The organism is Geomonas diazotrophica (genome assembly GCF_018919385.1).
GTDB classification, from domain to species: domain Bacteria; phylum Desulfobacterota; class Desulfuromonadia; order Geobacterales; family Geobacteraceae; genus Geomonas; species Geomonas diazotrophica.
Map to the genome: position 1 here is coordinate 304580 of NZ_JAHLMF010000006.1, position 22677 is coordinate 327256.

22 protein-coding genes are annotated in these 22677 nt (G+C 62.6%); 10 read left to right on the top strand and 12 right to left on the bottom strand.

The window, feature by feature from the left end; genetic code table 11:
• Window positions 1-22: 22 nt before the first annotated feature.
• Complete coding sequence (locus KOM00_RS08735) at window positions 23-313, bottom strand: Dabb family protein (protein ID WP_183349410.1); 291 nt, start codon at window positions 311-313, stop codon at window positions 23-25.
• Between the two features lie 233 nt (window positions 314-546).
• Between KOM00_RS08735 and KOM00_RS08740 the strand changes: the two genes are divergently transcribed.
• Together KOM00_RS08740 and KOM00_RS08745 are read left to right on the top strand one after the other, a co-directional pair.
• Window positions 547-1251, top strand: coding sequence for a DUF4350 domain-containing protein (locus KOM00_RS08740; protein WP_236026834.1), 705 nt, complete (start codon window positions 547-549; stop codon window positions 1249-1251).
• Window positions 1252-1318: 67 nt separating this feature from the next.
• On the top strand, window positions 1319-1693 hold the full coding sequence (locus tag KOM00_RS08745) for a desulfoferrodoxin (protein WP_216498527.1): 375 nt from the start codon (window positions 1319-1321) through the stop codon (window positions 1691-1693).
• 88 nt (window positions 1694-1781) lie between these two features.
• Here the strand turns inward: KOM00_RS08745 and KOM00_RS08750 are convergent, their stop codons facing one another.
• Both KOM00_RS08750 and KOM00_RS08755 read right to left on the bottom strand, forming a co-directional pair.
• Entirely contained in the window at window positions 1782-3152 is a 1371-nt protein-coding gene (locus KOM00_RS08750; RefSeq protein ID WP_216498528.1) for an HD-GYP domain-containing protein, read from the bottom strand.
• Window positions 3145-4752, bottom strand: a complete 1608-nt coding sequence (locus tag KOM00_RS08755) for a HEAT repeat domain-containing protein (RefSeq protein WP_216498529.1) — start codon at window positions 4750-4752, stop codon at window positions 3145-3147. Before KOM00_RS08755 ends, KOM00_RS08750 begins: the two co-directional genes overlap by 8 nt.
• Before the next feature lie 256 nt (window positions 4753-5008).
• Between KOM00_RS08755 and KOM00_RS08760 the strand changes: the two genes are divergently transcribed.
• From KOM00_RS08760 to KOM00_RS08770, 3 genes are all read left to right on the top strand, one after another.
• A complete protein-coding gene (locus tag KOM00_RS08760) occupies window positions 5009-6304 on the top strand; it encodes an Nramp family divalent metal transporter (RefSeq protein ID WP_236026835.1) in 1296 nt (431 codons plus the stop codon).
• 5 nt (window positions 6305-6309) lie between these two features.
• The gene (locus tag KOM00_RS08765; protein ID WP_216498531.1) at window positions 6310-7227 is read left to right on the top strand and encodes a universal stress protein; all 918 of its coding nucleotides are present in this window, start codon (window positions 6310-6312) and stop codon (window positions 7225-7227) included.
• Between the two features lie 391 nt (window positions 7228-7618).
• Window positions 7619-7807, top strand: a complete 189-nt coding sequence (locus KOM00_RS08770; RefSeq protein ID WP_216498532.1) for a hypothetical protein — start codon at window positions 7619-7621, stop codon at window positions 7805-7807.
• A gap of 77 nt (window positions 7808-7884) precedes the next feature.
• On the opposite strand, the gene KOM00_RS08775 is transcribed toward KOM00_RS08770, so the two are convergent.
• Window positions 7885-9309 (bottom strand): DEAD/DEAH box helicase, encoded by a 1425-nt coding sequence (locus tag KOM00_RS08775; RefSeq protein ID WP_216498533.1) that lies wholly within the window; start codon window positions 9307-9309, stop codon window positions 7885-7887.
• 236 nt (window positions 9310-9545) lie between these two features.
• Window positions 9546-10169: a hypothetical protein gene (locus KOM00_RS08780; protein ID WP_216498534.1), complete on the bottom strand. Its 624-nt coding sequence runs from the start codon at window positions 10167-10169 to the stop codon at window positions 9546-9548.
• Between the two features lie 236 nt (window positions 10170-10405).
• On the opposite strand from KOM00_RS08780, the gene KOM00_RS08785 reads away from it, so the two are divergent.
• The 3 genes from KOM00_RS08785 to KOM00_RS08795 all read left to right on the top strand — a co-directional run bounded on the left by KOM00_RS08785 (window position 10406) and on the right by KOM00_RS08795 (window position 14542).
• Entirely contained in the window at window positions 10406-11854 is a 1449-nt protein-coding gene (locus tag KOM00_RS08785) for an ATP-binding protein (RefSeq protein ID WP_216498535.1), read from the top strand.
• The gene (locus tag KOM00_RS08790) at window positions 11851-12531 is read left to right on the top strand and encodes a response regulator (protein ID WP_216498536.1); all 681 of its coding nucleotides are present in this window, start codon (window positions 11851-11853) and stop codon (window positions 12529-12531) included. Before KOM00_RS08785 ends, KOM00_RS08790 begins: the two co-directional genes overlap by 4 nt.
• Window positions 12532-12865: 334 nt before the next feature.
• Entirely contained in the window at window positions 12866-14542 is a 1677-nt protein-coding gene (locus KOM00_RS08795) for a methyl-accepting chemotaxis protein (RefSeq protein ID WP_216498537.1), read from the top strand.
• A 95-nt stretch (window positions 14543-14637) separates the two neighbouring features.
• On the opposite strand, the gene KOM00_RS08800 is transcribed toward KOM00_RS08795, so the two are convergent.
• From KOM00_RS08800 to KOM00_RS08815, 4 genes are read right to left on the bottom strand one after another with little or no spacing between them, the layout of a single operon-like run.
• Window positions 14638-14946, bottom strand: a complete 309-nt coding sequence (locus tag KOM00_RS08800; protein ID WP_216498538.1) for a hypothetical protein — start codon at window positions 14944-14946, stop codon at window positions 14638-14640.
• A gap of 15 nt (window positions 14947-14961) precedes the next feature.
• Window positions 14962-15615: a CBS domain-containing protein gene (locus KOM00_RS08805; RefSeq protein WP_216498539.1), complete on the bottom strand. Its 654-nt coding sequence runs from the start codon at window positions 15613-15615 to the stop codon at window positions 14962-14964.
• A gap of 38 nt (window positions 15616-15653) precedes the next feature.
• Complete coding sequence (locus KOM00_RS08810) at window positions 15654-16265, bottom strand: DUF4124 domain-containing protein (protein ID WP_216498540.1); 612 nt, start codon at window positions 16263-16265, stop codon at window positions 15654-15656.
• A 59-nt stretch (window positions 16266-16324) separates the two neighbouring features.
• On the bottom strand, window positions 16325-17197 hold the full coding sequence (locus KOM00_RS08815; RefSeq protein WP_216498541.1) for a methylenetetrahydrofolate reductase: 873 nt from the start codon (window positions 17195-17197) through the stop codon (window positions 16325-16327).
• Between the two features lie 274 nt (window positions 17198-17471).
• On the opposite strand from KOM00_RS08815, the gene KOM00_RS08820 reads away from it, so the two are divergent.
• Window positions 17472-19106 (top strand): ABC-F family ATP-binding cassette domain-containing protein, encoded by a 1635-nt coding sequence (locus tag KOM00_RS08820; protein ID WP_216498542.1) that lies wholly within the window; start codon window positions 17472-17474, stop codon window positions 19104-19106.
• A gap of 284 nt (window positions 19107-19390) precedes the next feature.
• Here KOM00_RS08820 and KOM00_RS08825 read toward each other — a convergent pair whose 3' ends face one another.
• The 3 genes from KOM00_RS08825 to KOM00_RS08835 form a co-directional block, all read right to left on the bottom strand.
• The gene (locus tag KOM00_RS08825) at window positions 19391-19990 is read right to left on the bottom strand and encodes a MarC family protein (RefSeq protein WP_216498543.1); all 600 of its coding nucleotides are present in this window, start codon (window positions 19988-19990) and stop codon (window positions 19391-19393) included.
• A 134-nt stretch (window positions 19991-20124) separates the two neighbouring features.
• On the bottom strand, window positions 20125-21114 hold the full coding sequence (locus tag KOM00_RS08830) for an NAD(P)H-quinone oxidoreductase (protein ID WP_216498544.1): 990 nt from the start codon (window positions 21112-21114) through the stop codon (window positions 20125-20127).
• A 127-nt stretch (window positions 21115-21241) separates the two neighbouring features.
• The gene (locus KOM00_RS08835) at window positions 21242-21610 is read right to left on the bottom strand and encodes a hypothetical protein (RefSeq protein WP_216498545.1); all 369 of its coding nucleotides are present in this window, start codon (window positions 21608-21610) and stop codon (window positions 21242-21244) included.
• 144 nt (window positions 21611-21754) lie between these two features.
• Here KOM00_RS08835 and KOM00_RS08840 point away from each other — a divergent pair, with 144 nt between their 5' ends.
• Window positions 21755-22498: a YebC/PmpR family DNA-binding transcriptional regulator gene (locus KOM00_RS08840; RefSeq protein ID WP_216498546.1), complete on the top strand. Its 744-nt coding sequence runs from the start codon at window positions 21755-21757 to the stop codon at window positions 22496-22498.
• The last annotated feature ends 179 nt before the right edge of the window (window positions 22499-22677 follow it).

Below are 22677 nucleotides of genomic sequence, written 5' to 3' on the forward strand. Positions count from 1 at the left end.
CGTTGTTTGGTGTTGCTTGCGATCAGACTTCATAGTCGGCGGCGACCACCGAGGAGCAGACGCTCCTCATGTAGGCGGCCACCTCGTTGGCGTGGTACGGGTGCACCTGGTAGGCCTGCAGGTCTTCCAGTGAGTCGAACTTGGTGTACAGGGCGATGTCCGCGGACCGCTCCGAGCGGATCAGGTCCACCCCCACCTCGAGGTGACGCAGCAGCTCCACCTTGCCATCCATGCTCAGAAGACGCTGCCTGGCAGCCTCGACGTTCTCAGCGGTGGCCTCTTTGAGCTTGAAAAGCACTATATGCACGATCATGTGTAGCCCCCAGAATCAGTGATGACGTTCTCCGGATACCTGTAATACATCGGCGCCAGCCCCCCTGTCAACGATGGCAGTCCCGTAGACCGAAAAAAAGTTATTGCGTGGCCGGAACAATGCTGCTATAAGGACCAACAGGATCAAAAAGGTCTTTTTTAAAATTTCATGCAATGGAGGATTTAATGACTGGCGCTTTGAGATTCATGAGTATAATTGTACTGGCGTTCTTAATGATGACCTCTCCCGTGCTGGCCGCAGGGAAGGTGCTCTTCGACAACGGGCACGGCGAACGCTTCCAGGTGAAGGAACAGGGGCCGCTGCAGCTCTCGGGGCTGGCCGAGGTGTTCCAGGGGGCGGGCCTTGAGGTTGGCACCGTGGACCAGCCGCTCACCGATGCCACGCTGGCTGGCGCGCGCGCCCTGGTCATCAGCGGGGGCTTCACCCCGCTGCACCCCAACGAGATCGAGGCCGTGACGCGGTTTATCCAAAACGGCGGCCGCGTGGCGGTGATGCTCCACGTAGCGCCCCCGATGGCTTCCCTTTTGGACCGGCTGCAGGTCAGCCACACCATGGGGGTGATCCAGGAGCGCGAGAACGTGATCGAGGGTGACCTCCTAAGGTTCCGGGTCGTCCGGCTGAAGGAGCACCCGCTTTTCCGGGGCATCAAGGATTTTAGCGTGCACGGCGCCTGGGGGCTCATCAACCAAGGCGACGGCGCCGAGGTCATCGCGGCCACCGGCTTCCAGGCCTGGATCGACGTCGACCAGGACCAGAAGCAGTCCAAGGAGGAAACGGCCTCCTTCGGCGTGGTGGTGGCCGGCGACATGGGGAAGGGCTCCTTCCTTGTCTTCGGCGACGACGCCATCTTTCAGAACAAGTTCCTGCAAGGGAACAACCGGGCTTTGGCGGCAAACCTCGCCGCCTGGTTCAAATAGCGGCACCAAATACCGACCGGCATACAGCGGCAACAAAATACCAACCAACAAAAACAGGAGGGATTCAATGGCTCAGGCTCTGGAAATCTACAAGTGTGAAATGTGCGGCAATATAGTCGAGGTGTTCCATGCCGGCGGCGGCCAACTGGTCTGCTGCGGCGAGGAGATGAAGCTGCAGAAGGAAAACACCGTGGACGCTTCCAAAGAGAAGCACGTACCGGTCATCGAGCGCGGCGCAGGAACCGTCACCGTCAAGGTCGGCAGCATCCCGCACCCGATGGAAAGCGCCCACTACATCGAGTGGATCGAAGTGATCGCCGACGGCAAGGTCTACCGCGCCCAGTTGCAGCCGGGCCAGGCCCCGGAAGCGACCTTCCCGATCAGCGCCGCCGACATCAAGGTCCGCGAGTACTGCAACCTGCACGGCCAGTGGTCCGCCTAGGCACGCACGCCACGCTTTAGATGCAGAAAGGGGGGACGGCCAAAGCCGTCCCCCCTTCTTTTATCCCTTTCAACCTCAACCTGCCTTATCAGGCGAGCAGGTGATTGGCCAGGTTGATGTTCTTAAGGAGCGGGTCGACGGGGGCGATGATGGTGGCGTAGCGCCTCCCCCCCTGTTCGGCGAGGCTCACCAGCCGGGGCGTCTCCAGCGTTTCGCCCTGGGCGCCGATCAGGATCTTCACCGACGGCTCCGCGCACTCCATCGGATGCGGCTTCAGCACCAGGGCGATCTCGTTGGTATCCAGGCGCACCAGGCTTCCCACCGGGTATTCCCCCATCATCGCCTCGAACTGCTCCACCAGCTCGCCGTTTAGCGAGGAGCCCGCCAGGCGGTGCATGATCTGCATGGCCTCCTTGGGCAGGGTCGGCCTCTGGTAGGTGCGCAGCGTGGTGATGGCGTCGTAGCAGTCGGCCACGGAGACGATCTCGGTGTACAGACCGAAGTGCATCTCCCGGGCCCACTCGGGGTACCCGGTGCGGTCGTGGCGGATGTGGTGGCCAAGCACCGCCTCCGCCACCGCCGTGGGGATGTTCTTCATCTTCTTGACGATCTCGGAACCTTCCTCGGCGTGGCGCTTCATCTCCTTGAACTCGGTGTCCGAGAGCTTGCCCGGGCTGTTCAGGATGGTCTTGTCGATCCTGGTCTTGCCGATGTCGTGCAAAAGCCCAGCGGTGTTGATCTCGTGCAGCGCCTCCTTTTCCAGGCCGAGAAAGGCGGCCAGGGTGAGCGCCAGGATGCCCACGTTCACCGAATGGCTGAAGGTGTAGTTGTCGTAGTCCTTGATCATGGCGAGGCCGAGCAGGGTGGTCGGTTCCTCCATGGTCACCGTGACCATGTTCTCCACCACACCGTTGATCCACTCGCCGCTTGGGATCCGACCGTTATCGATCTCGCGCATGGTGTCGCGCACCGCCTTCAGCGCGTCGCGGTAGATGGCGGCGGGGACCAGGGCCTCCCCTTTCCCCTCCCCCTCGCCGGCGACGACCTCGTCGATCCCCAGCCGGACGTTGCTGATCCCCTTCCTCTCCAGCTCTGCCGCGAAGGTCTCCGCGCCGACCTGCCGGTTCGCCAGCAGCGTGGCGAAGCCGAAGAGGTCGTCGGGGGTGACCCCGGGGTAGATGGTGACGGCGTCGACCCCCTTCTGCAGCAGGCGCTCGACCAGTTCGGCGACGGCCGCGTTGGGGGAGACCAGCAGGCACCCTTCGATGAAGAAGGTCCCCTCCACCACGCCCAGGTGCAGTTCATGCCGCTCCCCCATCATCTCGCCCATGAGCCCGACCAGTTCCTGCAAAGGCTGGCGCACCGCCGGATGGGCCAGGGGATAGAGCAGCACCGACTTTATCGAGGCGGTGAACAGCATCGCCGCGCGCTGCACCTCGTTTTTGGTGATCTCACTCATGCCCTGTTTCCTTCTGCGCCATTGTCTGCAGCGCCGCCGCCGCTGGGCCGGCCAGCTCTCCGTTGCCCGAGGCGTACCCCTGCAGGAACGCCCGCGCCTGTTCCCCTCCCAGGGCGGCGATGGCCTCGAGGGCGACGAGTTTCTGCTCCCGGCGGCGGGTCGTGCCGAGCAGGCAGCGTCTGCGGACCACCTTGAACAGTGCCGCGAGGGCGCGCCGGTCGCCGATGCGTCCTACGGCCCTTAGCGCCTCCAGCTGCAGCGCCTGCAGCTTCCCCCTCAGGTCGCGCCTCGCCACCAGCCTGAGCAGGGGCTCGAGCGCCGCCTGGTTTCGGCAGGTCCCAAGCCAGGAGATCGCGTGCAGAGCGGTCGGTTCGTCCCCCTCCTGCACCAGGGAGAGGAGCACGCCGGTGGCCTCCATCCCGCCGATCCGCGCCAGTGCCCGGATGCTCTCCATGCGCACCCGCCCCTCCGGGTGATACGCGGTCAGCACCAGCCCCTTGACCGCATCGCGGTTGCCGATCTCGGCGAGGATGGCCACCGCCATCTGCACCACCTGCACCCGGCCGTCCTTGAGGAGGGTGAGCAGTTGGGGCTGCGCCTGCACCCCGATGCGGACCAGGGCGGTGCCGAGCGCCTTGCGAGCGCCCCTGCTCCCGGTGGCGGTCAAGCGCCGAACCACCGCGTCCACCACCTCGGCACCGCCGAGCCTGAGCATGCGGCAGATCGCCTCCTTGTCGGGGAAATCGACATCCTCCAGGTGGTTCAGCAGGTGTTCGGCCATCTCCCCGAGGATGAGCTGTTGCAGCACCGTGTGCGCCACGTCGCGGCAGACCGTACTCCTGGCCGGGTCCGCCTGCTGTTCCAACAGGCGCGCGAGCACCACGTAGAGCCGGTCGAAGTTACCCTCCAGCTTAAGCGGCAGGGCCTTTTTCAACAGCAGGCGCGCAAGCTGCCGGTAGCGTTCATCATCGGTCTCGGCGGCCAGCGCGGCCAGGAGCTCGTCGACGCCCGGCTCGGCTGCCTCACCGGCCACGCTCCCCTGTGCCGGAGAAGGCTCGAGGGGGCGCTCCTCGGGCACCTCGGCGCCGCCGTCCCCCTCCTCTTCCTCGGCCTGTCCCGCCGACTTCTTGGTGTACACGGCCGATACGTCGATCTGGTTCACCATTACGGCGGAGATGCCGTTTCGGGACAGCATGCCTGCCACGCCACCGTCCTCGGCGATCTTCTGCGGCGACACCGCCAGTGCGGAAAGGAGGGCGGAGAGATCCGCCGGGGACAGCTCCGGGAGGAAGGTGAGCCGCTGCAGCTCGCGGGCGAAGAGCTCCTGGGCCAGGGCCTTGGTCATCGGGTTGTTTTCGATGGCGTCCTTGCGGCCGGCGATGGCAAAACCGCCGCGCTGCACGATCAGGGTGACGGGGCCGCGCCTGACCAGATTGGCAAGAGCCTCGTAGGCAGAGGTGAGTATTTGCGAACGCAGGGGATGGTTATCGGGATAGAAGGAAAAGGCCTTCAATGCCTTGGAGGTTTCGGCGAGCGCTTTCTGGCAGGCGGCGCCGAGATCTTCACTGTCTTCTAGTAGATTTCGTTGGTCTTCCGGCATTTTCCATTCCCGTTGATAGGACGCCAGATTCTAGCCGAGATAATGATAATTATCAAACAATTTTGCAGCGACCGCAATGGCCGCCTCGGCTATACTACTTCACCGTCGCTTTTACCATGCTCTTTGGTGCGCTGCCAACTCATTTTACAGCCTTACGGCGCCTGACCATGTTTTTCAAAGCCAGGAGTTGCTCTTCAAGCCATCGCAGATAGAATTAGGTGACGTTCCGGCCCACGAGCCAGCCCGCGAGGTCACATTGCCCAAAAACAGCGCCAGCAACCTTGATTCGAGGACCGTCCAGTCCGCCCTGGAGGCCCTGTCGCGCGAAACGAAGAAATCCAGACTCGCCCGCGTCTTCCCCTTCCTCGGCCCCGCCTTCATCGCCAGCGTCGCCTACGTCGATCCCGGCAACTTCGCCACCAACATCCAGGGGGGGGCGCAGTTCGGCTACCTGCTGCTTTGGGTGATCATCACCAGCAACCTGATCGCCATGCTGATCCAGACGCTCTCCGCCAAGCTGGGCCTCGCCACCGGCCAGAACCTCGCGGAGCACTGCCGCAACCAGTTCCCCAAGCCGGTATCGATCACCATGTGGATCATCATGGAGGCGGTGGCCATGGCCACCGACCTGGCCGAGTTCATGGGAGCGGCGCTCGGCTTCCAGCTCCTGTTCGGCATCCCGCTTTTGGCAGGAGCCCTGCTCACCGCCCTGACCACCATCGGCATCCTCGGCATGGAGCGCTTCGGCTTCAGACCCCTGGAGGCGGTGATCTCCGCCATGGTCGCCGTCATCGCCCTTTGCTACGTGGCCGAGATCTTCATCGCGAGCCCGGACTGGGGCGACATCGCCGGCCACGTGGTGCGCCCCGCCTTCGCCGGTCGCGAAAGCATCCTCTTGGCCACGGGCATCATCGGCGCCACCGTCATGCCTCACGCCATCTTCCTGCACTCGTCGCTCATGCAGGGGAGGATCGTGGTGAAGGACAGGGCGAAGCTGCGCACCCTGTTCCGCTACGAGATCATGGACGTGGTGATCGCCATGGGGATCGCGAGCTTCGTGAACATGTCCATGCTCATCATGGCAGCGGCCACCTTCTACGCCACCGGCAAGACCTCGGTCGCCACCATCGAGGAGGCGTACCGGACCCTGGAGCCGCTCCTCGGCTCGGCGGCGAAGTACATCTTCGGCATCTCACTGCTCTTCTCCGGTCTCTCCTCAAGCAGCGTGGGGACCAGCGCAGGTCAGGTGATCATGCAGGGGTTCATCCAGCGCCACATAAAGCCCTGGATCAGGCGCCTCGTCACCATGGCGCCTTCCCTGTTCGTGATCGCCATGGGGTTCGACCCGACCCGCACCCTGGTGATCAGCCAGGTGGTGCTCTCCTTCGGGCTCCCCTTCGCCATCGTCCCGCTGGTGCTCTTCACCCGCCGCCGCGACCTGATGGGAGACCTGGTCAACAAGGGGGCTACCACGGTCCTTGCCGGCGTGGCGGCGAGCCTCATCGTCGCCCTCAACATCTACCTGATCTACGCGACCTTTTTCCCAGGATGATTACCATGTTCAAGCACATTCTCGTCCCGATGGACGGATCAAAACTCGCCGAGGCGGCCCTCCCGGCCGCCCGCTTCATGGCCGAAAAGCTGGGCGCCCAGGTGACCCTTTTCCACGTGGTGGAGAAGGACGCCCCGAGCCAGGTGCACGGCCAGAAGCACCTGACCGGTTTCGAAGAGGCGCAGCGCTACCTGCAGGAAGTGGCGCGGCAGTGGTTTGAAGGCATCCCGCGGGTCGAGTGCCACGTACACGAGACCGAGACCCAGCTCGTGTCCCAGAGCATCGTCGCCCATGCCGCCGAACTCGGCCACGACCTCGTGGTGATGTGCTCGCACGGGCGCGGCAAGGCAATCCACCTGCTGTTCGGCTCCATCGCGCAGAAGGTGATCGCCGGGGGGACCCTCCCGGTCCTGATCACCCACCCCGACGAGCGCGGCGAGCCGCCGCCGTTTTGCTGCTGCCAGATACTCCTGCCGCTGGACACCGACCCGGAGCACGAGAAGGGTCTGCCGGTGGTCATGGCGGTGGCGAGGATCTGCAACGCCGACCTGCACATCACCACGGTGATCCCCACCTACGAGTCGCTTCCCCCGGACGAGAAGGTGACGGCGCGGACCCTGCCGGCCACGGCGTCGCGCATCCTGGACCTGGAGGCGCGGGACGCCTCCGAGCACCTGGACGGGGTGGTGCAGGAACTGGTCCGGGAGGGGATCCGTGCCTCGGCCCACGTCCTCAGGGGGGATCCGGCCGAGACCATCGCCCGGGCCGCCCAGGAGGCGAAGATAGACCTCATGGTGCTCCCTACCCACGGCAAGACCGGCATGGCCGCCTTCTGGACCGGAAGCGTGGCCCACGGCATCTGCAGTCGCAGCAGGTGCCCCTTGTTGCTGGTTCCGATATCGGAGCCGTCCCCCGTCGACTGAGCCTGCGGCGTCCGCCGAGGCAACGCTCCGTGTAACGAGCAAAGGGGGACGCCGCAGTGGCCTCCCCCTCTTTTCGTATCCTCAGCGCATCCGTCCTGTTGTCTCTCCTGGCTGCGCTTTGCTATTTCCGTCCCGACCCCTTGCACATGGTGCAGGGAACTTCCTCGACATCATATCCGGACTGCCGGGAAGCCATCAGGATTTTTCCTCTGCCGTTGCATTTGGGGCATCTCGATGCGAGCATGGGTTACCTCCTCAGCCTGTAGCTATCTTCTTCTGTGACAACAATTTTAGCAAAAAAGGGTAAAATGGAATAGTAACATCTCAACAAAGACAATGCAGCTCCATCGGGCGAAGCGGCTATGACATTTCTGACTAGGAGGTGACAATCATGGCATGCAACAAAGAGGGGCACAGCGAGCACATCTGCGCCCTTACCGCGAGAGGAGAGATAGACAAGGTTCACCAACTCACGCTGCAACCTACCGTCGAATGCGGCAACTGCGGCGCCAAGGCCAGGGACGTCGACGCTGTATGCGATCCGGTACAGCTTCCCGAAGCGGGGTGGCTGGGAGACTGAAGCCGGCAGCCACCATGAAAAAAGGGGAAAGTCGCGAGACTTTCCCCTTTTCTTTTGCGCTTGATTGCCGCTGCAGCCTACCTGCCGCTGCGCCGGGCGGCCTGGTTGCCGGGACGCTGCGCGCCGGCGCGCTGCCCTTCACCGGCACCGGCACTGGCACCGGCCGGGCGGTTGCCGCCCTGGCGCTGCCCGGCCTGCTGGCGGCTGCCGCCGGGACGGGATGCACCGGGACCGCGGCTGCTGCCCGGCTGGGCGGGTCTCCCCGCTCCCTGCGCGCTCTTGGCTTCGGCGGGCTTGCCCTGGGTCGCGGCGGCCGGCTGCTTCTTGCGCTGCGGCTCGCGCGGGGCGCGGGCGAACTCGGCGTCCTTTTTCGGCGGCGGCACGGTGTAGTCGAACCCCTCCACCCGGCGCCGCTCGATCTTGGAGCCGAGCACGCGCTCGATGCTTTTAACCATCGCCTCGTCCTCGCCGGTCACCAGGGTGAAGGCGTCGCCGGTCTTGGCGGCGCGGCCGGTGCGGCCGATGCGGTGGGTGTAGGCCTCCGGGGTGTCGGGGATGTCGTAGTTGATGACGTGGGAGATGAGGGAGACGTCGATGCCGCGGGCGGCGATGTCGGTGGCAACCATGATCTGGTAGGTGCCGTCCCGGAAGCCGTCCAAGGCCGCCTGCCTGCGGTTTTGGGACAGGTTCCCCTGCAGGCTGGTCGCCTTGTAGCCCGCCTTCTCGAGCTGCTCCCCCACCCTCTTGGCGCGGTGCTTGGTCTTGGTGAAGATGAGCACGCTCTCGGTGTCGGTGTGTTTCAAGAGCTCGAAGAGAAGCGGGGTCTTCAGGTGCTGCCCCACCGGGTAAAGGGCATGCGAGACGGTCGCCGCCGGGGCGGTGCGGCTCACCTGCACGGTGACCGGACGGCACAGGATCTCGTGCGCCAGGCGGCGGATGTCGTCGGGCATGGTGGCGGAGAACATCAGGTTCTGCCTCTTGCCGGGGAGCACCCGCAGGATCTTCCTCACGTCGGGGAGAAAGCCCATGTCGAACATCTGGTCCGCCTCGTCCAGGACCAGGACCTCGACCTTGGAAAGATCGATGGTTCCCTGGGAGATATGGTCAAGCAGGCGCCCGGGGCAGGCGACCACGATGTCGGCCCCCTCCCTGAGCTTCTTAATCTGGGTGTTGATGTTGACGCCGCCGTAGACGGTGATGCTTTTCAGCCGGGTCTGCTGCGCCAGTGCGGTGAGCGATTCGTTGATCTGCTCGGCGAGCTCGCGGGTGGGGGCAAGCACGAGCGCACGCACCTGGCCGCGGCTCCCCTCCACCAGGCGGTGCAGCATGGGAAGACCGAAGGCGGCGGTCTTGCCGGTACCGGTCTGGGCCAGCCCGAGCACGTCCTGTCCGGCGATCACCGTGGGAATGGCCTGCAACTGGATGGGGGTCGGGGTCTGGTACCCCACGGCCTCTACGCCTGCCTGGACCTTGGGGTGCAAGTTAAACTGTTTGAAATCCACTGGTACTCCTGTTTCTTGGTGTGACGCCACAAAAAACCCCAGAAGCCTGAAAGGCCCATGGGGTCCGTGACTCATTAGAGTTGCGACTATACCACGAAACGGGAGAAAAGACGGCTCAAATTTCTCTAATGCTGCACAGCCGCCGTGGGAAAGGCTTCCCCCTCCCGTCCCGTCCCTCCAGGAGAAGGAGGAGAGCCCGGAAGCCCGGGCACGGGAGGAGGTTGCAGGCCGCGGGATCAGTGGCGATCCCTGTAGTCGCGGCGGTCGTCCCTGCGGTTGTCCCTGCGGTCGTCCCTGCGGTCATCCCAGCGGTTGTCGCGGCGGCCATCCCTGTACCCGTCGCGGTAGTAATCCTTGCGCTCGCCCCAGCGACCGTCGCGGCGCTCCGCCACCGGGCGGTACCAGTTGCCACGGTAGTGGTCGCGATCGCTCAGGTAGGTGCGATACTCGTGGTCGCGGTAGTAACGGATCTGCTCGTAGCGGTGCTGGTGCAGGCCGTAGGGGAGCCGGCGCGGGGCGACGTAGGTCCACGGTCCGCGGTAGCTGTTCGCCACGTACCAATAGCCGTCCCGGTACTGGTAGTAGCCGTTGTCCATGTAGACCACGTCGTAGGGTAGCCCCACCGACACGTAGAACCCCAGGGCAGGCGAGTAGATGAAGCTGGGCGGTTCGGCGTAGGCCACCGGGGCCACAGGGGGCGGGTAGACCACCGGGGCAGGTGCGGGGTAGACGACTGGTGGCGGGGCTACGGGGACCGGGGCGACCGGAATGCCGATGTTAACGCTGAAATCCACCCTTGCCTGGGCCGTGGCGGCTCCGGCAAGTACGATGACAAATGCCAGTGCGATAAGCTTTTTCATGATCTTCTCCTTGCGGCCTCAGGCCGTCTTTCTTTCAGATGATCGTTGCCGTGCTTTCAGTGGCGGCCATGACTTCCCGGTCCGCTCCAATCATTATTTGAGTATCAAGCTAACAGTACAATAAGGAACAATTGTGGAGCAAATGTGGAATTTCCTTCCGGCTCAAAGATGCAATGGCACATTAACCACAACTATGCTAATACAAAGCTGTACGATTGACTTAAACGGTGGATGCCATGAAGGTAAAGATCAAATACAGGCTCTTATTCACCATGCTTGCCGCAACCGGCGCGGTGGTGATTTCCATGTTCCTCATCATGCAATGGAGCATCGGGCACGGCTTCCTCGCCTACGTGAACACCATGGAGAAGGACCGGCTGCAGCGGCTGGCACGCGTGCTGGAGCAGTCCTACGGCAGTAACGGCAGCTGGGAATTCCTGCAGCAGGAGCCCTCCACCTGGTTCGACATCGTTGCCGCGACACGCGAAGGACGCGAAGGCGGCGACAGCGACGGCGCCCAGCACAGGATGGGGCGGCGCGGGTTCATGAACCTGAGCAGCCAGGGGCAGCACCTGCCGCAGCGCTTCCTCTACCGTTTCGAAGGGCGCGTGGTGCTGCTCGACGCCGGCAAGCGCCTGCTCCAGGGGACCCAGGGGAACTTGGACACGGCGCAGGTGAAGAAGCTGACCAGCGACGGCGAGGTGGTGGGCTACCTGGCGCTGCGTCCGAGGCAGCGGCTCACCGACACCTACCAGCTCCTCTTCGTGCAGCAGCAAAAGCTCACCATGGGGCTGGTCGCCGTCGTCATGCTGCTCGTGTCGGCGGCGCTCTCGCTCCCCCTTGCGCACCGCCTGGTCGAGCCGATCAAGAGGCTCGCCGGCTCCCTGCACCGACTCGCCTCGGGCGAATACGACACCAGGGTGCCGGTGGAATCCAGCGACGAACTTGGGCAACTCGCCCGCGACTTCAACACCCTGGCCCTCTCCCTGGAAAACAACGAGCGGGCCCGCCGGCGCTACCTGGCCGACATCTCCCACGAACTGCGCACGCCACTATCCATCCTGCGCGGCGAGATCGAGGCGCTGCAGGACGGGGTGCGCCCGCTTGGACCGGAGTCGATGCGGTCGCTGCACGCTGAGGTTATGCACCTGGGGCGGCTGGTCGAGGACCTGTACCAGATCTCCATGTCCGACATCGGCGCGCTCAACTACAGAAAGGAACTGGTCGACCTGACCGAACTCCTGGAGGACGCCCTGGAGCCGTTCGCCGCGAAGTTCCGCCAGAAGAGCATCGCGCTGCGGCAGCTGCTCCCCCGCGAGGAGCTGACCGTCTTCGCGGACGGGGGGCGCCTGAACCAGCTTTTCAGCAACCTCTTGGGCAACTCGCTCAAGTACACCGACCCAGGCGGTGAGCTCTCGGTGCGGCTCAAGCGTGACGGCGGCCGTGCCATCGTGGAATTCGCCGACTCGGCGCCCGGGGTGCAGCCCGAGGAACTGGCCCAGCTCTTCGACCGGCTGTTCCGGGTGGAGAATTCCAGGAACCGTGCCCTCGGGGGCGCCGGGCTCGGCCTGGCCATCTGCAAGAACATCGTGGAGGCGCACGAGGGGACCATCGCCGCACTCCCCTCCCCCAAGGGGGGGGTGCTGATCAGGATAGAACTGCCACTTACGGGGAGCAGGACATGACACAGACCATCATGATCGTCGAGGACGAGGAAAAGCTGGCGAGCCTTTTGGGGGATTACCTGAAGCAGTCCGGCTTCGAGACCGTGTGGATCGCCAACGGTACCGAGGTGGTGCCGCGGGTGCGGGAGCGGCAGCCGGACCTCGTGCTGCTCGACCTGATGCTCCCCGGGCGCGACGGGCTGGAGATCTGCAAGGAGATACGCACCTTCTCGCAGCTTCCCATCATCATGATCACGGCCCGCGTCGAGGAGATCGACCGGCTGCTCGGCCTGGAGCTTGGCGCCGACGACTACGTCTGCAAGCCCTTCAGCCCCCGCGAGGTGGTGGCGCGGGTGAAAACCGTGCTGCGCCGCAGCGTGGAACAGCCCACCACCTCGGCCGGCGGCCTCACCCTGGACCCCGACCGCTACTCGGCCCAGTTCAAGGGGCGCGACCTCGACCTGACCGTGGTCGAATTCAAGCTCTTGCACTTTCTCTACCAGAACCCCGGACGCATCTACTCACGGACCCAGTTGATGGACCGCATCTACTCCGACCAGCGCATCGTGAGCGACCGTACCATCGACAGTCATATCAAGAAGCTGCGCAAGAAGATCTCCGCCGTCGCCCCCGACCAGGAGCTGATCCATTCCATCTACGGCGCGGGCTACAAGTACGAGCCACCCAGCCAGAATTAGGGGGAGACTTCCCTCCCCCACACTCACTGTCTTCCGCCCTTTCTCTAAAAAGTGCCCCATCCGTCACTTCCGCCGGAGTTGTGTCCCTCCTCTCTGTGGAGAGCTGTCCCCATTTCCTCTCAAACCATTCTTTATTTAAGAAAATCCCACAGGCTCCGATATTCACATAAGCCCACGTGAAAAGTGGCAATGTGCTGATCTTGTACGCCCCGACCAAACGGGACATTTCGAAAATACTGATTCCATCAGTACCATTCCGTATACGATGCAAGAGTCGATATGTCAGTTAACAGCGACGTTACAGATAGGCGCTCTGCCTAAGGGGGGAATAAAAATGCTCAAGAACATGAAGATTGGTACCAGGTTGATGCTCAGCTTCGGGCTCGTTGTCCTGCTGTTGGTCGGAGTTGCCGGCACCGGTTACTGGGGGGTCAAAGACGGCGAAAACACCATGGTCACAGTCCTTGACGGAGAAGCCAAGATCGCCGAGCACGCAGCCAGGGCCAGGGCCAACGTATTGGGGATGAGACGCTATGAAAAGGACATGTTCCTGAACATCACCGATGCTAAAAAGGTCGAGGAGTATTACGCCAAGTGGAACGAGGAGGCGGGCAAGACGGCCGAGCGCGTAGCGGATCTGGAGAAAGTGGTACGGGACAAGGAGGACGTGGAGAAGACCAAGATCATAAAGGAAAGCTTCGCCCTCTATAAGGCAGGCTTTGCGAAGGTGGCCGGCTCCATCCTCGATGGGAAGGTGAAGACACCGGCCGAGGCCAACGCCGCCGTTGGCGCTTTCAAGGATGAAACCCACAAGATGGAGAATACTGCTGTCGAGCTGGCGCAGGAAGGAAACAAGGCCATGCAGCAGGAAAAAGGAATGGTCCTGAAAGCGACCCAGCGGGTGGTCTTCCTGCTAATCACCATCTCCATAGTTGCCGTGCTGCTTGCAGTCGCCCTCAGTTTCCTGGTCACCGCCAGCATCAAAAAGCCGCTGCAGGTGGGGGTCGACACCGCCAACCGTCTTGCCGATGGTGACCTGACCTTCGAAATCGGCCAGACCTCGAAGGACGAGACGGGACAGTTGCTCGCCGCCATGCGCACCATGCTGAACAAGCTCAAAGAGGTGGTGACCGAAGTGAAAGCGGCCACCAACTACGTGGCGCAGGGGAGCCAGGAACTCTCCTCCAGTTCCGAGGAGATGTCGCAGGGGGCGAGCGAGCAGGCGGCGGCCGCCGAGGAAGCCTCTTCCAGCATGGAGCAGATGACGTCCAACATCCGCCAGAACGCCGACAACGCGATCCAGACCGAGAAGATCGCGGTGAAGTCCGCCGAAGACGCCAAGGAAGGGGGCAAGGCGGTACAGGAAACCGTCCATGCCATGAAGGAGATCGCCAGCAAGATCAATATCATCGAGGAGATCGCGCGCCAGACCAACCTCTTGGCCCTGAACGCGGCCATCGAGGCGGCCCGCGCCGGCGAGCACGGCAAGGGTTTCGCGGTCGTGGCAAGCGAGGTGAGGAAACTCGCGGAGCGGAGCCAGAAAGCAGCCGGTGAGATCTCCGAGCTCTCCGCCAACAGCGTGAACATCGCCGAGAAGGCAGGCGAACTCCTGTCCAAGATGGTTCCGGACATCCAGAAGACCGCGGAACTGGTCCAGGAAATCAGCGCCGCCAGCCGCGAACAGGATACCGGCGCCGAGCAGATCAACAAGGCGATCCAGCAACTCGACCAGGTCATCCAGCAAAACGCCAGCGCCTCCGAGGAGATGTCCTCCACCGCCGAGGAGCTCGCCTCGCAGGCCGAGCAGTTGCAAAGCACCATCGCCTTCTTCAAGACCGGCGATGAAGGTACGGCGAAGGCGAGAACGGTCCGCACCACGAAGGCGAAGGAGAGGCCGGGCATGAAGCAGATAACTGCTGCCAAGGCACCCGCGGCCCACGTCGGTGCCGGTCATATGGGTAAGGCCGTCGGCGCCGACCTGGAAATGGACGAGGATTTCGAGCGCTTCTAGGACCCGTCACGCATCGACGAAAAAGCCGGGTGCCCGGCGACCATGACGGTCGCCTGAGCACCCGGCTTTTTTTTTACGCCTTGCAGTTCCCGCGGCTAGAGGAGCTCCACCTCGCTCGCTCTCACGATCAGCAGCGCCTGCCGGAAATCGGCAGTCAACTGCTGCCGGTACTTCCTCCACCAGGCCCGGTCCAGCTCCCTGGTCATCACCTCGTAGATGATGATGTCGTCCTGGACCGTGGTCTCCTTGGTCTCCTTCCAGAGTCCGCGTGCCGGGGAGCGCATGTAGGTGGTGATGCCGCCGAAGCGCTCCGAGAGCTCGTCACGCACCTTGAGGAACTCGTCCTGGGTGAACTGGTTACCCTCGTTGTCGTAAAGCGGCAGCAGGATCTGTATCAGGTGCATTTCACTCCCCTGCCGTCACGAGGTCTCGCGCACGTCCATGATCTCGCGCACGTGAGGCCGGATCGCCTCCACCAGCGTTTCCTTGGAGACCCCCTGCACCTTGAAGGTGTTCACCCAGGTGTCGGCCTGGTTGCCGTCGACCTCGCTGAAGCCAAGGCCGACGATGTTGCCGCCTGCCTCGTAGATGGTCTTGGTCACGTCGGCGAGGGTCCCCTTGGCACCGGTAGTGGCGACGGTGATGCGCACCCCCTGGCGGCGGCCGCCCAGGAGTTCAAGCAGGATGTTGAACAGATCGGATTCCGTGATGATCCCGACCAGCTTGCCCTCTTTGACTACCGGCAGGCCGCCGATCCTGCGATCCACCATGATGCGGGCAGCCTCCTCGAGCGGGGTGTCCTCGAAGACGGTGATCACGTCCTTCGCCATGCACTTCTCCACGGTGAGCTTGGCCAAGAGGTCGTGGATCTCCCAGATGGCCAGCGAGGTAGCCGGCGACGGTGAGGCCTGGAGCAGGTCGCGGTCGGAAACGATACCCACCAACAGCCCGGAGCGGTCTACTACGGGGAGGCGCCGGATCTTCTTTTCGCCCATCAGACGCAACGCCTCGGTCACCGAGATGTCGGGAATGATGGTTATCGGGTTTTGAGTCATCCTGTCTCGTACAAGCATTGTGGCACCCTCCTAGGTTTGTTGTGCTGCAGCCGGCGTCACTGCCGGTTCATGGAATCAGAAGCTGGCATCGGTACCGCCTGGGGCTCGGCCGGCTCTCCGGCGGCCGGACCGGGGAGCTCGCGGTTCGAGGCTTTCTTCATCATGCTGACCGCGCGCTCCTTGATCTTCATGCTGCTCTCCACCATGTAGTCCACGTAGCTCTTGTAAAGAAAGACCATGACGCCGACGAAAAAGGAGATGTAGATCACCCTGGAGAGCATGGGCGAAGAGAGCCATGAGGCGAGTTTGCCGACCCCGACGAAGAGGGCGGCGATAGCGGCGACCACCAGCAGCGGCTTGAGCCAGAGGTGGCGCGCGGTAAGTTGGGCGAAGCGTCCCGGCGGCGCGGCCGGCGCCTCCTGCTGCGCGGACGGGCTCTCCGGCGCCGCTTGAGAGGCATCTGGCGCCTGTCCGGCGGGTTGTTTTTTGGGATCCTCGCGGGTCACCTTCATGGTGGAGCGGTACTTGGCCGGGACAGCCTGCAGCTTGTTGGTCATGTGGACAGTACCGCGGTTGTCGGTGTAGCTGTAATAGTCGGCGAGGAGCCGAGAGGGAAGTGCGCAGATGATGAGCGCACCGAGCAGCAGGAAAAGCAGTGACTTGTTCACCTTCCCCCCTTGCAGCGACGGGTGGCCGCCGCCATTTCAATGTAATTGCATCGCAGGTCCTACGGCAGCAGTCCTTGCACCAGGTCGAGCACCGCCTGGTCTCGGTTCAGCGTGTAAATGTGCACCCCGGGGACGCCGGCCGCCAGCAGTTCCTCGGCCTGCCTCCGTGCGTGGGCCACCCCGACCTTCTGGACGGCGGCTGCCCCCCCCGCCCGGTCGGCAGCCTCCAGCTCGGCCAGGTAGGCCGCCGGGAGGCTCGCTCCGCAAAGGGAGATGATGCGCTGGATCACCTTGAGGCTCACCACCGGGATGATACCGGGAATGATAGGCTTGTCAATGCCGATGGAACGGGCCTTGGCGACGAAATCGAAGTAGAGCTTGTTGTCGAAAAAGAGCTGGGTGATGGCGAAGTCGCCCCCCTGGTCCAGCTTCAGCTTCAGGTACCCCAGATCGTGCTCGGCGTCGACCGCCTCAGGATGCACCTCGGGATACCCCGCCACGCCGATCCCCATGCCGGGGTGGGACTCTTTGATGAAAGCGGCGAGGTCGGAAGCGTGCAAGAGCGTCCGGCAGGCGGAGAACTCGGGGGGAGCGTCCTTGGGGAGGTCTCCCCGCAGGGCCAGGACGTCGTTCACCCCGGCCTCGGCGAGGCTGTCCAGGAAGAGCTGCAGGTCGCCGCGGTAGGCGCCGATGCAGGTCAGGTGGGCCATCGTGTCCAGGCCGTGCTCACTTTTCAACCGGCTCACGATCTCGAGGGTGTCCCCCTGGGTGCTGCCGCCGGCACCGTAGGTAACCGAGGCGAAGAGCGGCTTTAGCTGGGCCAGGCGATCGACCACCTGGAAGAAGCCGGGCCATTCGTTCTTGTCTTTAGGCGGGAAAAACTCAAAAGAGATGAACTGACTACCGCAGTTCATCTTGTCGACTATCTTCATGTATGCTCCACGGGTTGCCCAGGCCTTGGACGGCGTTTCGGCACCGGCCGGATCGACCGAGGCAGGCATCTTTGACTCCTCGACAGCGCTGGGCGTGACTTTAGCATTTTTTTATAAGAAAAGCGACTGCGCCGTACTGCGGCACGGGTACGGTTAAAATCGTGTCAGAAGAGAAAAAAGACGTTGCTCAGCCAGTCGCAGCAATGGTATAAATACGAGATTCACGACCACAGGCTATCCTGTGGTCTTTTCATTTTTCGCAGAAGGAGCAAGCATGATCAGCGCATCAAACGTCACCCTGTCCTATGGCAAGAGGGTTCTGTTCAAAGACGTAAACATAAAGTTCACCCCGGGCAACTGCTACGGCCTGATCGGGGCCAACGGCGCCGGCAAGTCGACCTTCCTCAAGATCCTTTCCGGGGAAATCGATCCTGACAAGGGGGAGATCTCGGTCGGCAAAGGGAGGGTCGCGGTCCTCAAGCAGGACCAGTTCGCCTACGACGAGCACACCGTCTTCAACACGGTGATCATGGGGCACAAGAAGCTCTACGAGGTGATGGCTGAGCGCGAGGCCATCTACTCCAAACCCGAGTTCAGCGAGGAGGACGGCATCCGTTCCGCCGAACTGGAGGCGGAGTTCGCCGAGATGAACGGCTACGAAGCCGAGAGCGAGGCGGCGGTGCTCCTGAACGGCCTGGGGATACCGGAGGAGCTGCGCGGCAAGCTGATGAAGGAACTGGAAGCGGGCGAGAAGGTGCGCGTGCTCCTGGCACAGGCCCTCTTCGGCAATCCGGACGTGCTCCTTTTGGACGAGCCGACCAACCACCTGGACCTGAAATCGATCGCCTGGCTGGAGGATTTCCTGTACCGCTTCCAGAACACCGTGATCGTGGTTTCCCACGACCGCCACTTTCTGAACCAGGTCTGCACCCACATAGCCGACATTGACTTCAGCCGCATCCAGGTCTACGTCGGCAACTACGACTTCTGGTACCAGGCAAGCCAGCTGAACCTGAAGCAGCGCCAGGACGAGAACCGCAAGGTCCAGGACAAGGCCGCCGAGTTGAAGGAGTTCATCCAGCGCTTCTCCTCCAACGCATCGAAGGCGAAGCAGGCGACCTCCAGGAAGAAACTCCTCGAGAAGCTCACCATCGAGGACATGCCGGTCTCTTCCCGCAAGTACCCGTGGGTGGTGTTCAAACCGGAGCGCCCCTGCGGCGACATCATTCTCGAGGTGAAAGGCCTCTCAAAGGCGGTGGACGGCGTGCAGGTGTTCAAGGACCTGGACCTGATCGTGAGAAAGGGCGACAAGATCGCCTTTGTCGGGAGCAGCTCACTGGCGAAGACCACCCTGTTCCAGATCCTCGCCGGCGAAGTGGAGCCGGACGAGGGGACCTTCCGCTGGGGCGTGACCATCACCAGCGCCTATTTCCCGAAGGAGAACGGCGACTATTTCAAGAGTGACCTGAACCTCATCGAGTGGCTCGGGCAGTACTCCCCCCCCACCGAGGGAGAGAGCTTCGCACGCGGCTTTTTGGGGAGGATGCTCTTCTCAGGCGACGAGGCGACCAAGAAGACCAGCGTCCTCTCCGGTGGCGAGCGGGTGCGTTGCATGCTCTCCAGGATGATGCTGACCGGCGCCAACGCCCTCATCCTGGACGAACCCACCAACCACCTGGACCTGGAGTCGATCACCGCCCTGAACAACGGGCTCATCTCCTACACCGAGGTGGTGCTCTTCGCCTCCCACGACCACGAGTTCGTCTCCACCGTGGCCAACAGGATCATCGAGATCACGCCGGGCGGCATCATCGACCGCGACATGAACTTCGACGATTACCTCGAGGACGCCGACGTCATCGCCGAGCGCGATAGACTCTGCAACGGTCACGCGGAGTTGAGCCTGTAACAGGGATAAAAGGGATAAGGAAAGAGGTAAAGGGGGCTCCGGTAAACGGAGCCCCCTTTTTTGTGTTGTGTGCGCCAAGATCTTCCCCACTCCCCCCTCCCCCTCCGGGGGGAGGGGCGTAGGACGCGGAGTGTTCTGTCTGGCTCCCCTCGCCCTCCGGGAGAGGGGCAGGGGTGAGGGCGCTGCAGTATGCGAGATCTCCCTTCGTGGCATGGCCCTCACCCGCCCTGCGGGCACCCTCCCCCGGAGGGGGAGGGCTAAGGGGGAAATATCTAGGCGCCGATCTACAGGAAGTTGCGGACCCCGGTGAAGACGATCTGGGCGGCGAGCGCCGCGACGAAGAGGCCGGTCAGCTTGCTCAGGATGGTGATCCCCTTCTTACCGACGATATGCTCGATGAAGGAGGCGCACACCAGCAGGATGCCGACGCAGAGGACCGCCATGGCGAGGGCGGCGAGACCTACGATGACCTGCCAGTTGTGCTGCACCTCGGCGCCCATGACCAGCAGCGCACCGGTCGTCCCGGGGCCGACCGTGACGGGGATCGCCAAGGGCACCACCGAGATGGCGCCGCGCTTTTCGCTGGGAGGCGCGCTGTCATCGCCGTGCACCATGTGCACCGCCGAGAGGAAGAGGAGGCTCCCCGCCCCGATCCTGAAGGAGTCGAGCGTGATCCCGAACAGGGAGAACAGGGTGTTGCCGAAGGAGTACAGGACGAAGCAGGCAACCAGGACCGCGAGGGTCACCCTGAGGGCGGTGGCGCGCCGCTCACGGGCGGTGAGCTCGGGGGTCATGGCCAGGAAGGTGGAGAGTACGAAGAAGGGGGTGAGCAGGAAGAAGAACCTGATCCACACGGTAAAGAAAAAATCCGAATAAGCTTCCATCCTGTAACTAACTCTCCTTTATTACGGACTCCGCCGTGGTAGTGGAAGCAGTCGGCAGGGCCAAAGTGGTAGGGGCGAATAATTATTCGCCCCTACAGACACCCGCACGCCTGCCCCCACCAAGGGGAGGTCCGCTATTGCGCTATCTTCAGCACGATCTTGCCGAAGTGCTTGTCTTCTTCCATCATCCGGTGCGCCTCGACCACCTGGTCGATGGGGAACACCTTCTCGATGATCGGCACGATGGTGCGGTCCGCAAACTTGGGCATGGCGCGACGCACGAACTCGGCCGCGATCTCCCCCTTCTCGGAGACCGGACGGGAGCGGAGCACGCTGCCGATGATCTGCTGGCGCTTGACCATCATGAGCGCAAGGTTCAGCTCCGCCTTGATGCCGGAGATGACGCCGATGACGACCAGCCTCCCCTTGTACCCCAGGGAGTTCATGTTGGGGGCCAGGTACTTGGCACCGACGTGGTCGAGGATCACGTCCACCCCCTTCTTGTTGGTGAACTCCTTGACCGCCTCACTGAAGTCAGGGGTCTCGCGGAAGTTGATCACCAGGTCCGCGCCCAGCTCCTTGACTCGTTCGAGCTTCTCCGGGGATGCGGTCACGATCAGCTTCGCGTTGGGCACCAGGGCCTTGCAAAGCTGGATCGCCGCGGTGTTCACCCCCCCGCCGCCGCCATGCAGGATCGCGGTCTGGCCATCCTCGAGCCCGCCGATCATGAACACGTTGAGAAACGCGGTGATGTAGGACTCGCAGATGCAGGCCGCCTCCTCGAAGCTGACCGTCTCCGGGATCGGCATCAGGTGGTTGGCGTAGGCCACGGCGTACTCGGCATAACCGCCGCCCCCTACCAGAGACACCACGCGGTCGCCCACTTTCCAGCCGGTGACACCGGCCCCCAGCTCCTCGACGACGCCGGCCACCTCGAGCCCCAGGATCTCGGAGTCGCCGGGCGGGGGGGGATATTTCCCCTCACGCTGCACCAGGTCGGGGCGGTTGATCGAGGTGGCGTGAACCTTGATCAGCACCTCGTTTTCCTTGGGGGCAGGTCTGTCCACCTCGCCCACCTTGAGCACCTCGACGCCGCCGAAACCTTCCATCAGTACCGCTTTCATGGCCTTCCTCCTGTATCGATTGAATTCATGGCAGCCGAGTCACTCGGCCACGATAGTGTATACGGCGCACACTATCTCAAAAATGTGCGCCCTTTATCAATGGAATTTTCTCAGGAGGAGGAAAAAGTCAGCGGAATTTTATGGCAGTCCCCCGGGCGGTAATCTCGCTCTTGGGGAAGAAGATGTAGGTGTCCATCTCCACTTTGACTTCGGGCAGGATCACGGCATCGGCTCCGATCTTCGCCGCCTCGGCACGCAGTGCGTCGTTGGCCCAGCTGTAATCGGCAGGGGTGAGGTCCTCCTTGTCGCCGTAGCGCACGCGGTGCACCTCGATGGTCCCCACCTTCTTGTAGGGGCGCAGTAGTTCGTCCTGTGCCAGTACGGGCGGGGCATCGCGTCTGATGGCCAGCTTGGTGCAGCCGAGGGCGGACAGCATGAGGCAAAGCAGCAAAAACAGAGGCGAGAAGTGTTTAAGCGTGCGGTAGAACAGGTCCATGATCTCTCCCTGACGGAGTTGAATCCCCGCTTCATGCGGGTTCAGCCGCACAGTTTAACTGCCATTTTCCCACTTTACAACACTCTTTTGGCCGTGCTAGTATTTCGCGTTTCATTCACAAACTGATCGGAAAGGAAGCGGATCATGTCAGGTCATAATAAATGGAGTACCATCAAGCACAAGAAAGGCGCCGCGGATGCCAAACGCGGCAAGATATTCACCAAGCTGATCAAGGAAATCACCGTTGCCGCGAAGCTCGGCGGTGGCGACCCCGATGGGAACCCGCGCCTGAGAACTGCTATCGATAAGGCAAAAGGCGAGAACATGCCCAAGGACAACGTCGAGCGCGCCATCAAGAAGGGCGTCGGCGGGATGGAAGGCGTGACCTACGAGGAGACCACCTACGAAGGGTACGGTCCGGGCGGCACCGCGGTGCTGGTGGAGGTCATGACCGACAACCGCAACCGCACCGTTTCCGATGTCAGGAGCACCTTCTCCAAGTGCAACGGCAACATGGGCGAGACCGGCTGCGTTTCCTGGCTCTTCGACAAGAAGGGGCTCCTGGTGTACCCGAAGAGCACCGACTTCGACAAACTCTTCGAAGCCGCCATCGAGGCCGGCGCCGACGACGTCGTGGATGAAGAAGAGCAGTACGAAGTGCTGACCGACCCGACCGCGTTCCACCAGGTGAAGACCGCGCTCGAAGCGGCAGGGTTCAAACCGGAGTCCGCGGAGATCACCATGATCCCGCAGACCATGGTCAAACTGGAAGGGAAGAACGCCGAGAACATGCTGAAGCTCATGGACCGTCTCGAGGACAACGACGACGTCCAGAACGTCTACGCCAACTTCGACATCTCCGCCGAGGACATGGAAAAGATGATGTAGCAAAAGCAGGTTGTTTGTGGTACTAAGAGCGCGGGCACTCCCCGCGCTTTTTTTATTGAATCAAACCACTGGCCACGGAGAAAATCTGAGGATATCTGAGAAAGGCAAAGTCTTGAGAAACAGACTAAAACATCTTTAGAGCCTTTTGCTTTTGGGTTTCTTCGAAGTTCTCAGATTTT